Genomic DNA, 12461 nt, shown 5'->3' on the forward strand with positions numbered 1-12461 from the left:
TTCCCGTTATTATTCTTGTAGTAAATACTTAATTTTACTTTTAATAATATCAATCGCAACGCGGTTCATTCCGCCTCGAGTCACAACCAAATCAGCGTTATGCTTTGAAGGCTCAATAAATTGATAAAACATCGGTCTAACAGTTGCTTGATATTGCTCAACAACAGATTGTAATGTTCTGCCTCTTTTTTCCATGTCTCGTTGCATACGACGCATTAAGCAAATATCAAGGGGCGTATCTATAAATACCTTAATATCAAATTCTTTATTAAGTGCTTTATCACTTAATAATAAAATACCTTCTACTATTAAAATTTTAGCTGCAGCAACGCGACGAGTTTCATCGCTTCGTGTGTGTTGTGCATAATCATAAGTAGGTACTTCGACAGAGTTACCACTACGAAGTTGAGTTAAATGTTCAAGCATTAACTCATGTTCAAATGCATCAGGATGGTCGTAGTTAGTTTGCGTACGGTGTTCCATAGGCAAATGCGACTGATCCTTGTAATAAGCATCTTCTTCAATAATGGCGATAGCGCCTGGTTCAAGCTCATTAACCAACTCATTGTAAATAGTTTGGCTAAAAAGAGATTTGCCCGACGCTGATGCGCCAGCAATAGCTATAATAGTTCGTGTCACTAAAGTTCTCACCCACACAGAAAGGAAAAGTTGTTTGGTTGATCACAATAGCAAAAAAGACACGAATAATCTCTTTTGCTTTGCTTAAGAACGCAAATTTATAATGTTTAGCTTTTATGAAACAGGACTTATGTCCTGTACGGAAAATTCGATCAGCGGATAAAGTAACCACCTAGAAGCAAAGTGAGGTCAACATGGCAAGAGCAATCATCTTAATGGCAGACAGCCTAGGTATAGGCGCAGCACCCGATGCAGACAAATTTGGTGATGTTGGAGCAAATACACTCGCCCACTTATTAAAAGCATACCACGACGAAACGGGTAAAGCGTTATCGTTACCTAATTTATCTAAATTAGGTTTAATCGATGCCTGTGAGGCAGCGGGCGGTGAAACGTGTTTAGTTTCTGATCGTCAAGCATCGCAAGGTGCATGGGGTTATGCAAAAGAGCTTTCAAGCGGTAAAGATACGCCATCAGGGCACTGGGAAATGGCCGGCGTACCTGTGTTATTTGATTGGGGCTACTTCCCTAAAACACAGCCAAGTTTTCCACAAGAATTTGTAGACGAATTTATAGCCGCTACCGGTATACCTGGCATTTTAGGCAACTGTCATGCATCAGGCACTACCATATTAGAGCAGTTAGGCGAAGAGCATGTAAAATCAGGCAAACCAATTTGTTACACCTCTGCAGATAGCGTGTTTCAAATTGCCGCACACGAAGAGTCTTTTGGCCTTGAGCGCCTTTACGAAGTGTGTGAAATTGCCCGCGAATTACTTGATAAACTAAATATAGGCCGTGTTATTGCTAGGCCATTTTTAGGCACAAGCAACGCAGATTTTGCCCGTACTGGTAATCGTCGCGATTATTCAGTATTGCCGCCAGCACCGACCCTATTAGATGTACTATCTAAACACGGCGGTGAAGTAATAAGCATTGGTAAAATTGCAGATATATATGCACACCAAGGCATTACCCAAAAACACAAAGCCCCAGGGCTGATGAATTTGCTTGAAAAAAGCAGCGAAGTATTAGCAAGTGCGCCAGATAACAGCTTAATTTTTACCAATTTAGTTGATTTTGACGAAAAGTTTGGCCACCGTCGCAACCCAGTTGGTTATGCAAAAGCGTTAAAAGAATTTGACGATTACTTACCAACTATACTAAACCAATTAAATGCAGATGACGTGTTAATGATCACTGCAGATCACGGCTGTGACCCAACCTTTCCAGGTTCAGAGCACACCCGCGAATATGTACCAGTTATAGCTTATCAACCGGGCATGCAAAATACCCCGCTTGGCGAGCGCAATAGCTTTGCAGATATAGGCCAAACCCTTGCACAGTGGTTTAACTTACCTGCACTTGAATACGGTGACGGCTTTTTAAATAAGCTAAACGCGCCTAAATAAAAAGGAAAACAATTAATGAGTACTCCGCATATTAGTGCAAACGTTGGTGACTTCGCTGAAACAGTATTAATGCCGGGCGATCCGCTTCGTGCACAATACATTGCTGAAAACTTTTTAGATGATGCAGTACAAGTAACAGGCGTACGTAACATGTACGGCTTTACAGGCACATACAAAGGTAAACCTGTAAGTATTATGGGTTCGGGCATGGGCATACCATCTATGTCTATTTATGCGCGTGAGTTAATTGTAAGCTTTGGCGTTAAAAATATTATTCGTATTGGTACCTGTGGTGGTATTGGTACAGATATTAAAATTCGCGACGTAATTTTTGCACAAGGCGCAAGCACCGACTCAAACGTAAACCGTGCACGCGTTCGTGGTTACGATTTTTCAGCAATTGCTAACTTTGACCTACTTTTAAACGGTGTTAACGCCGCTAAAGACCTAGGCATTAAAGCAAAAGTAGGTAACGTATTTACTACCGATACCTTCTACCAAGCTGACGACACATTCTACAAAGACCTAGATAAACTAGGTGTACTAGCTGTAGATATGGAAACAGCAGGTTTATATGGTGTAGCTGCAGAGTATGGTGCTAACGCAATAGCACTATTTACCGTAAGTGATCACGTGATCACCGGTGAAGCAACACCTGCAGATGAGCGCCAAAGCACATTTAACGAAATGGTTAAAATTGCTTTAGAGTCTATTTAATAAACGCAATTTTATTAAATTAGCAAACAGTTCCTTGGTAACGTATTCACTAAGTTTTGGAGACACGCCCAAAGTGAAGTGAGACTAAACCCCCAAAGCCGCATTTTATGCGGCTTTTTTTAATACCTATAAAAGCGCTGCTTTTAAAGCGCCAGCAAGCTGCGCAGCACGAGCTAACCGCGTAGCTGGGGTTAACCTCGCGTTTGGTATTAATTTTTTTCGCGGCATAAAGCCGCTGCTACTCATCTTTTTAAACAAACCAATGTTACCCAAAGTAAAAGTACTACGTTTAAAAAGTAGCTACACCCAGTGTCACTCTTACTAAGTTAATGCTAGTGTATAAATTACAACCATTTATTGTTTTTGTTGTTTAACCGTTAAGCTATGGAGTTGACTATGTCTAACTGGGTAGATGCAACCGTAAAAAAAGTAACATGGTGGAGCGATACACTTTTCAGCCTGGTAGTAAACGCAAGCGTAGAGCCATTTAAAGCAGGGCAGTTTACTAAGCTCTCGATTATGGAGGGCGATAAACGTATTGCTCGGGCATACTCTTATGTAAACGCGCCTAATAACCCCGATTTAGAATTTTACCTTATCAATGTAGAGGGCGGCTTATTATCGCCTAGGTTGGCGCAATTAAAACCAGGCGACACTGTATTAATAGAGCAACGTGCCACGGGCTTTTTTACCTTAGACGAAATACCGCCAAGCGAGCAGTTATGGATGCTAAGTACAGGCACTGCAATAGGGCCGTTTTTATCTATTTTGCAGCAACAAGAGGTATGGCAAAAATACACACAGATTAATTTAGTGCACGGCGTACGTTTTAATGCCGATTTAAGCTATCAAAATCTAATACACACCCTAATAAACGCACACCCTACACAACTTAACTACATTCCGGTTGTAAGCCGTGAGGAGCCACAACAAGGCATAAAAGGGCGTATAACTACAGCAATTCAAAACGGCGAGCTATTTAGTAAAGCCTCTAGAACCCCAAGCCCGAGTAATTCGCAATTTATGATTTGCGGTAACCCACAAATGGTAAAAGACACCACACAGTTACTTTTAGACAAAAACTTTAAACGAAATCGTCGCAGAGACCCAGGGCACATAACGGTTGAGCAGTATTGGTAAAGTGTATAACAATCATTTAATTGCTACCCGAAAACGCTCAAATTTGTTATGTTGCAGCATTAACAGCGTTATATGTTCATATTAGGAAAGTTATGAAATCGTTATCTATTATTTTTGCCTCGCTTATAGCCACTGTTGCCCTGATCAGTTATGCAGCAGAGCAAACCGAAGAGACTCAAGAAGAGCAAAAAAGTACCGAGCAAGCGTCAAGCTCTACTCAAGCCAGTAATTCACCAACAAAAGCAAAAGATGAAAAGTTAAACACGCTTGAGTACCAAGCCCCTGAGCTTAAAACGCCAACAGTAGATACTACTAAACCTGACGACTCAAAAGTACTGGGTAGCGAAACCCCAAAACCGGTAGAAAAACCAAAAAACAAAGTAGAAAAAGCAGCAGCTGTGGCCGAGGCAGAAAAAGCGGTAACGCAAGCCAAAGAGGCATTAACCGCTAAGCAGCAAGCTAAAGCTAAACAATCTCGCGAGTCGCTTGCTGTTGTAGAGCAATTAGTAGAAGCCTATAACGCACGTAATATTGAACAATTTATTCGTATGTACGATGAAGATGTAGAGTTTTATATTTTTCCTAATGAGCTATTATTTAAAGGAAAAGAAAAACTAATAGCCCGTTATGGCTTAATGTTTAAAAAATTAAAGTGCATTAATAGCTCGCCAATAAAGCGTATTGTGCACGGCGACATAGTAATAGACCACGAGCTATCAGAAACCTGTTCAACAGACGAAAACGTGGTAGATAAACGCTCTGAGTTAGTATCGAGCTACCAAATAAAAGACGGAAAAATAATCCGCGTATTATTTTTTAGATAATTATAAAAGGCATACTATGCAGTTAGCAGACGACAAAAAAATTCGCTTAATGTATCGCGTTGAGCCAGGGTGTTTAGGGCCGCAGGGCGCAGATCACATAGAAGACTTTTGTCGTTATGCTAATAAGCATATTAAATCACCTTATTACGGGCAATTTTTGTTTTTACCACGTTTTGACAAACAAAAAGATGAGCGTCAATACAGCGTAAAAAACCGCAACCTATCGCGAGTGCAAGCCAAGGCCTATTTAAACCATTTTGAAATTGATATAGATACCTTCGAAGAGCAACTCGACGAACTCCTCACTAAAGCCATCGATTTATACTTTAAACGATAATTATAAATGCCTGAATACAAGTTTTACCCTGTAGCTAATTTTGCCTTTAGACGCCTAGTTTGCTCAGGGAGATGCGTATTTTCTCATTAATTGCCCTACAGAGGGCATTTCACGCTAAACAGAGAAAACAGGCATTGGTGAGTTACTTCTTTGTGGTGAGATAATCATTTTTAAGACGTGTCTACAGAATAGAGTTTATCGTGTAGCAGCGAGTTTACCTCGCGTTTTATATTAAACTTTTTCGCGGCATAAAGCCGCTGCTACTCATTAATTTCACCACAGAGGGCACAGAGGCGCTTCGCGCTACACAGAGAAAACACAGGTATTGGTGGTGATTTATTTCTTCAGTTTTTCTCCTGCTCTACTCCTTCACTTCTCGGTGGTGAGATAATCACTTTTAAGACGTGTCTACAGAATAGGGTTTATCGTGTAGCAGCGAGTTTACCTCGCGTTTTATATTGAATTTTTTCGCGGCATAAAGCCGCTGCTACTCTATTGTGGGCTTCGCACTTTACGCCAAAAACGCGCCTACAAAACTCTAGCTACCCGCTACTATGGTATTAAAGCTGTCGTTGTCGTGTAGGCTAGCAAATGCACTTTCGTGTAGTAGCTCATTACGTAAGTTTGGCGAGTATTCAAGGGCCATTTTTATATCGGCTAATGCATCGGCATGTTTGTGTGTAAGTGCATACGCACACGCACGCTGCCAGTAGGCATAGCCGTAGTCGCTATCTATATCAATGGCTTGGTTACATAACTCAATAGCTTTGGCGGTTTCGTTTAACTCTAATAATGCATCGGCTTTGTAGGCAATGGCTTCTACATCTTCTGGCTTACGTTTTAAAATTTCGTCAAATATTTCTATTTTGTTTGCAAAGTCGCTTTCTAGGTTTGCGCGCATCCATAACGAGTGCACCTCGTTAGTGACCGATATACGCTCTTGGTTACTGAGTATTTCTTCTGAGCGTACACGCAGTTTTTCTTCAAGAATTTTTAAGCGATCTTCGTACTCGTCAGTGATCACACTGACACGCGTATTTACTATGTCTTCTACTTTATTTTTAACATCGCGCAGCGAGTTCCAGCCTACTAAAACCAAAATAGAGGCCGTAGCAGTAATAATAAAAAACACGTTATTAATAGTGTCGGTGGTGTAAATAAGCGCTCTGTCGGCGGTATCTAACTGGGCGTGTGTAACTTGTTTTGTTACATCTTCGCGTAATTGTTGTTGGTCTTGGCGAACGGCTTTTAACTCATCAAGAATATAGCGTTCTAAAAGCGGTTTATACATGGGCTCATTTAATTGCGCTAACGCTTGTTGCTGTTGCTCTTCTGTTGGTGCAGCAGATTCTTGGGCATTAACAGTATTTAAAAGCGAAACAAAACAAACAAATAGAATAGTTATATAAAAACGCATGGGTACGCCTAGTTAATTATTAGTGACTAATCGCACTTTAACATGCAAGGCTTATTGGCACTAGGGCGTGTTGGCTTTGAACATTAAACAAGTTAACAAAATCATACAACTGTTCACATAGCCTCAAAGGATTCTAAATTTTAGGCAAAAAAAAGCCAGCCCAATGTGGGCTGGCAAAACTGCTTAAAACAACAATAAATTGTCGCAGGGAAATAACAGGAGTGAGTGGTCATAATAATCAAGTTAATCTGAACATTTACTTAATTATTCAAAATAGATTTCAATAAGTTATAAAGTAAAGGTGCATTGGGCTTAGTAATGCACCTTTATAAACAACTTTAATTTCATGGTGAAGGGGGGTATTCCAATGTGCGCTTAATTAAAAGCCACTTTCAAACCCTTCACATACCATTACGCGTTATCTATTTAATCCGATCACACTAATTGTGGTGTTTAAACTGTATTCATTAAACCAATGGTTTCAATCGATTTAATTCAAGTTAATACGCTGGCGAATGTAATATTAGGTGTCTATATTGTTTGAGCAGTAAATAAAAATTATGCACAAAATTAATACACCTTAGCGTGTTACTTTAAATGTAAGCGCTGGGGCTTGAGTAAAATAGTTAAACTCTTCATTTAAAGTAAGGAGCTGAAAATGAGCAGCACTAAATCGGGTCAATGTCCCGTAATGCACGGTAGTAACTCAGTTATTTCTAAAGTAAACACAGATTGGTGGCCAAATACTCTAAATTTAGACATTCTTCATCAGCACGACACAAAATCAAGCCCCTACGGCACAGACTTTGACTACGCCGAAGCATTCAAATCTCTCGATTTAGACGCAGTAAAAGCAGACCTAAAATCCTTTATGACCGATAGCCAAGATTGGTGGCCTGCCGATTGGGGCCATTACGGCGGCTTAATGATCCGCATGGCATGGCACTCTGCGGGTACGTACCGATTATCAGACGGTCGTGGTGGCGCAAGCACCGGCAATCAGCGTTTTTCGCCGCTAAATTCGTGGCCAGACAACGCAAGCCTAGATAAAGCACGCCGCCTATTGTGGCCAATCAAGAAAAAATACGGTAACAAACTATCGTGGGCCGACCTATTTATTTTAGCCGGTAACATGGCATACGAATCAATGGGCCTAAAAATTTATGGCTTTGCGGGCGGCCGTGAAGACATTTGGCATCCAGAAAAAGACATTTACTGGGGCGCAGAAAAAGAATGGCTAGCACCGAGTGATGAGCGTTACGACAACGTAGAAAAACCCGACACCATGGAAAACCCATTGGCTGCGGTACAAATGGGCTTAATTTACGTAAACCCAGAAGGCGTGAATGGTATACCCGATCCGCAAAAAACCGCGCAGCACGTACGTGAAACATTTGCTCGCATGGCAATGAACGACGAAGAAACCGCAGCGCTTACTGTAGGCGGTCACACGGTAGGTAAAACCCACGGTAACGGTAAAGCTGAGCACTTAGGCCCAGAGCCAGAAGCGGCCGACGTACACGAGCAAGGCCTAGGCTGGAACAGCACTAAAGAAGGCGGCTTTGGTCGCAATACCGTAACGTCGGGCCTAGAAGGCGCGTGGACTACCCACCCAACAAAATGGGATAACGGCTACTGCCACTTACTATTAAACTACGAGTGGGAACTAACTAAAAGCCCAGCAGGCGCGCACCAATGGGAGCCTGTAAATATTAAAGAAGAAGACAAGCCGGTAGATGTAGAAGACCCATCAATTCGTTTAAACCCAATGATGACCGACGCCGATATGGCCATGAAGGTAGACCCAATCTACCGTAAAATTATTGAACGTTTTAACAACGACTTTGAGTATTTTTCTGATGTGTTTGCCCGCGCGTGGTTTAAACTTACGCACCGCGACTTAGGTCCTAAAGCGTGTTACTTAGGTAAAGATGTACCAAGCGAAGACCTAATTTGGCAAGACCCAATTCCAGCGGTTGACTACACCCTGTCTGATGACGAAATTAGCGAGCTAAAAGCCCAAATTCTTGATTGTGGCGTAAGCGCAACTGATTTAATTACTACAGCATGGGATAGCGCACGTACGTACCGTGGCTCAGACCGCCGTGGTGGTGCAAATGGCGCGCGTATTCGCTTAGCTCCGCAAAAAGATTGGCAAGGTAATGAGCCAGAGCGCCTAGCAAGCGTACTTAGTGCCCTTGAAAAATTTAAAGCAGGTTTAGCTAAGCCTATCAGTATTGCCGATTTAATAGTACTAGGTGGCACAGCAGCTGTAGAGCAAGCTGCAAAACAAGCTGGTGTTGATGTAACAGTACCGTTTGCGCCAGGGCGCGGCGATGCAACCGACGAAATGACCGATGCCGAGTCGTTCGAACCGTTAGAGCCAGTACACGACGGCTTTAGAAACTACCTTAAAGGCGACTTTAGCGTATCGCCAGAAGAGCTACTTTTAGAGCGTAGCCAGTTAATGGGCCTAACAGCACCAGAAATGACCGTACTGTTTGGCGGAATGCGCGTGTTAGGCACAAACTACGCAGGCAGCAAACACGGCGTATTCACCGACAACGTAGGTGCGCTTTCTACCGACTTTTTTGTAAACTTAACCGACATGGCCAATAACTGGAAACCGTCTGAGCCAGGTGTTTACAACATTGTTGAACGTAAAACAGGCACCATAAAATGGACCGCAACACGTATAGATTTAGTGTTTGGTTCAAACTCTATATTACGTGCACTAAGCGAATTTTACGCACAAGACGACAACAATGAACGTTTTGTACATGACTTCGTAAATGCATGGGTAAAAGTAATGAACGCCGACAGATTTGATCTTAAATAAATCAAAATTATAGGCACAAAGGGGAGCAACATAGCTCCCCTTTTTTATTGTCTAAATTTTAGTTCGTGGCCTGTAGGCACAGAGCTTAGCTTCGGCGTTAGTTGTCTTGTAGACGTAGAGCTTGCTCACGTTAGAAGCGTAGCTTCTCATGGTTTTAGCAAAGGGGCTTACACTTAGGTAAAAGCGCTGCTTTTAAACGCCAGCAAGCTGTGCGTCTACAGAGTAAGGTTTAGCTCCGGCGTTAATTTGACTTGTAGACGTTGAGCTTGCTCACGTTAGAAGCGTAGCTTCTCATACTTAGGTAAAAGCGCTGCTTTTAAAACGCCAGCAAGCTGCGCGTCTACAGACTAGGGCTAAGCTCCGGCGTTGGTACACGATGCTTGTTCACGAAAAATAAAAATAATACCCTCAACCCCCGCCGTTCAAATATATACAATCCCAAAAAGGGTATTGTTCAATCTTTTGCACAATCCCAGCTCTTAATGGGTTTGCAACAATATAACGAGCCTGAATTATTAAATCTCTTTCATTGCGGATTTGATGATCAAAATAATTTTGTTGCCAAATTGGACCTTTATCACCACTAAGCGCATTAATCTTCACGGTTGTTAAGCTTTTAAACTGCCTAACTACCTCAGATAGTGAGAGCGCCTTAACCTGAAAAAGCCAATGAAGGTGATCTGGCATTACGGTATAGCAAATAGTATTAACATTTTTTTGCATATAAAAGATCGCGCGAGCGGCTATACAGGCATTCTCAAAGTTTTCAAATAAATCGGCTCTTTGCACGCAGCATATGGTGACTGAATAATATTTATTTGCAGACGAGCAGCGACCTTTTAATAGTTTTGTTGAAGAAACCATGAGAGCCATTTCTTAATATATTTTAATAAATATAGGAAAACCTGTTTATTACACAAGGCAAGTTTTTAAAACAGTAGTTAATCTGACTTGTAGACGTTGAGCTTGCTCACGTTAGAAGCGTAGCTTCTCATCTTCTCATGGCTTTAGCGAAGGGGTTTAACATCAGGGTAAAAGCGTTGCTTTTAAACGCCAGCAAGCTGTGCGTCTACAAGGTAGAGGTTAGCTCCGGCGTTAGTTTGACTTGTAGACGTTGAGCTTGCTCACGTTAGAAACGTAGCTTCTCATGGCTTTGGAAAAGGTGGTTACACTTAGGTAAAAGCGTTGCTTTTAAAACGCCAGCAAGCTGTGCGTCTACAGAGCAGGGGTTAGCTTATTATGGCTAAAACAATGCGCGCCCGCATATTCATACACCCACAAAAAAAGGCGCTAAACAGCACCTTTTTAAAATGATTTAGGCTTTATTTTTAGTTTTTGAAACCTAAAAGCTTAAACCTAAAAACTTATACCTAAAACAGACGCGATATAAAATCGCTGCTACAACTTAAGCGATTTTTTTCTCTTCTATGCTTGCTAGGTATTCGTCAAACGTACCTTGAAAATCAATGACCTGCTTGTCTTTAATATCAATAATACGTGTTGCTAAAGACGATACAAACTCGCGGTCGTGGCTTACAAAAATAAGCGTACCCGCAAAGTCTTTAAGTGCATTGTTTAGCGCTTCAATGGCTTCCATATCCATGTGGTTGGTTGGCTCGTCCATTACAAGTACGTTTACGTCTTGCATCATTAACTTACCAAACAACAAACGGTTTTTTTCACCACCTGAACAGTTACGCGCTTTTTTGTTTGAATCGTCAGCGGTAAACAACAAACGCCCTAACATGCCGCGTACCATTAAATCGTTATGCTTGGCTGTACGCCATTGCGACATCCAATCAAATAACGTTAAATCGTTATCAAAATCTTTTGTGCTGTCTTGCGGGCAGTAGCCAAAGCTTGCGTTTTCTGACCACTTAATTTCGCCTTCATTACTTTTAAGCTCGTCTACTAAACAGCGTAAAAAGGTGGTTTTACCCACACCGTTTTCGCCAATAACCGCAAGCTTAGCGCCTGCTTCTAGTAAAAAGTCGCCGCCGCTAAATAATGTTTCGCCATCAAAACCGTGGCCAAGTTTATTAACTTCAAGCGCTTGGCGGTACATTTTTTTGCCTTCGTCAAAACTTAATGATGGGCTCATACGGCTTGACGCTTTTACTTCATCAAGCTTAATTTTATCCATTTTTTTAGCACGCGAACTGGCTTGTTTAGCTTTAGAGGCGTTAGCACCAAAACGGTTAACAAAGTCTTGAAGCTCGTCAATCTCAGCGCTTTTTTTAGCGTTTTCGGCTAATAATTGCTCGCGCTGTAAGCCTGCCGCTTCTAAAAACTTTTCGTAGTTACCTGGGTAAATACGCAGCTCGCCGTAATCAATGTCGGCCATGTGAGTACATACCGAGTTTAAAAAGTGACGGTCATGCGAAATAATAATCATGGTGCATTTACGTTTATTAAGCTCATTAGCAAGCCACGTAATGGTATGAATATCCAAGTTATTGGTTGGCTCATCAAGTAGCAGTATGTCTGGATTTGCAAACAGCGCCTGCGCTAAAAGCACACGTAATTTCCAACCTGGGGCAACGTTTGCCATTAACCCATAATGAAACTCTTTATCTATACCCGCTTCTAATAGTATTTCTTCAGCGCGGCTTTCGGCTGTGTAACCGTCCATTTCGGCAAAAACGCTTTCAAGGTTGGCTACTTTCATGCCGTCTTCTTCGCTCATTTCGGGTAATGAGTAAATACGGTCGCGCTCTTGCTTTACTTTCCAAAGCTCTACGTCGCCCATAATTACGGCATCTACAACGCTGTATTGTTCAAACGCAAACTGGTCTTGGCTTAGGTTACCTACTTTAAGCCCTGGCGTAATCGACACATTACCCGCACTTGGCACAAGCGCACCGCTTAAAATTTTCATGAAGGTCGACTTACCACAGCCGTTAGCACCAATTAAACCGTAACGGTTACCGTTACCAAATTTAGCTGAAATGTTTTCAAACAACGGCTCTGCGCCAAACTGCATCGTAATATTTGCGGTGGAGATCAAAAAGTTAGTCCTAGAATGAGTACTGACAGGGGCCAACTGCAGCAAAACGCCACAAACAAGACCAAGCAATAGGGTAAATTAGCTGGCGAATTATACAGATCCCCCTATGGTAATGAAAGGTAAAAGATA

At 41.8% G+C, this 12461-nt stretch carries 10 protein-coding genes; 6 read left to right on the forward strand and 4 right to left on the reverse strand.

The window, feature by feature from the left end; all coding sequences use genetic code 11:
- Positions 1 to 9 precede the first annotated feature (9 nt).
- The gene (gene udk / locus AN390_RS10465) at positions 10 to 639 is read right to left on the reverse strand and encodes a uridine kinase (RefSeq protein ID WP_004587190.1); all 630 of its coding nucleotides are present in this window, start codon (positions 637 to 639) and stop codon (positions 10 to 12) included.
- Positions 640 to 833: 194 nt separating this feature from the next.
- On the opposite strand from udk, the gene AN390_RS10470 reads away from it, so the two are divergent.
- From AN390_RS10470 to AN390_RS10490, 5 genes are all read left to right on the forward strand, one after another.
- Positions 834 to 2051, forward strand: a complete 1218-nt coding sequence (locus AN390_RS10470) for a phosphopentomutase (RefSeq protein ID WP_055254353.1) — start codon at positions 834 to 836, stop codon at positions 2049 to 2051.
- 15 nt (positions 2052 to 2066) lie between these two features.
- Positions 2067 to 2768 carry a purine-nucleoside phosphorylase gene (deoD, locus tag AN390_RS10475; RefSeq protein WP_055254354.1) on the forward strand — a complete coding sequence of 234 codons (702 nt, stop codon included), beginning with the start codon at positions 2067 to 2069 and terminating at the stop codon, positions 2766 to 2768.
- Positions 2769 to 3164: 396 nt separating this feature from the next.
- Entirely contained in the window at positions 3165 to 3908 is a 744-nt protein-coding gene (locus tag AN390_RS10480) for a ferredoxin--NADP reductase (RefSeq protein WP_055254356.1), read from the forward strand.
- 92 nt (positions 3909 to 4000) lie between these two features.
- Positions 4001 to 4732: a nuclear transport factor 2 family protein gene (locus tag AN390_RS10485; protein ID WP_029773547.1), complete on the forward strand. Its 732-nt coding sequence runs from the start codon at positions 4001 to 4003 to the stop codon at positions 4730 to 4732.
- 16 nt (positions 4733 to 4748) lie between these two features.
- The gene (locus AN390_RS10490; RefSeq protein ID WP_004589283.1) at positions 4749 to 5069 is read left to right on the forward strand and encodes a hypothetical protein; all 321 of its coding nucleotides are present in this window, start codon (positions 4749 to 4751) and stop codon (positions 5067 to 5069) included.
- A gap of 538 nt (positions 5070 to 5607) precedes the next feature.
- Here AN390_RS10490 and AN390_RS10495 read toward each other — a convergent pair.
- Positions 5608 to 6486, reverse strand: coding sequence for a TPR end-of-group domain-containing protein (locus AN390_RS10495; RefSeq protein WP_024032988.1), 879 nt, complete (start codon positions 6484 to 6486; stop codon positions 5608 to 5610).
- A 658-nt stretch (positions 6487 to 7144) separates the two neighbouring features.
- Between AN390_RS10495 and katG the strand changes: the two genes are divergently transcribed.
- A complete protein-coding gene (gene katG, locus AN390_RS10500) occupies positions 7145 to 9325 on the forward strand; it encodes a catalase/peroxidase HPI (protein ID WP_055254358.1) in 2181 nt (726 codons plus the stop codon).
- A 408-nt stretch (positions 9326 to 9733) separates the two neighbouring features.
- Here katG and AN390_RS10505 read toward each other — a convergent pair whose 3' ends face one another.
- Positions 9734 to 10189: an REP-associated tyrosine transposase gene (locus AN390_RS10505; protein WP_095206753.1), complete on the reverse strand. Its 456-nt coding sequence runs from the start codon at positions 10187 to 10189 to the stop codon at positions 9734 to 9736.
- A 541-nt stretch (positions 10190 to 10730) separates the two neighbouring features.
- Positions 10731 to 12332, reverse strand: a complete 1602-nt coding sequence (locus AN390_RS10510) for an ABC-F family ATPase (RefSeq protein ID WP_095206754.1) — start codon at positions 12330 to 12332, stop codon at positions 10731 to 10733.
- Positions 12333 to 12461: the final 129 nt, after the last annotated feature.

The sequence above is a fragment of the Pseudoalteromonas sp. P1-11 genome (genome assembly GCF_001399995.1).
Lineage (GTDB): Bacteria > Pseudomonadota > Gammaproteobacteria > Enterobacterales > Alteromonadaceae > Pseudoalteromonas > Pseudoalteromonas atlantica.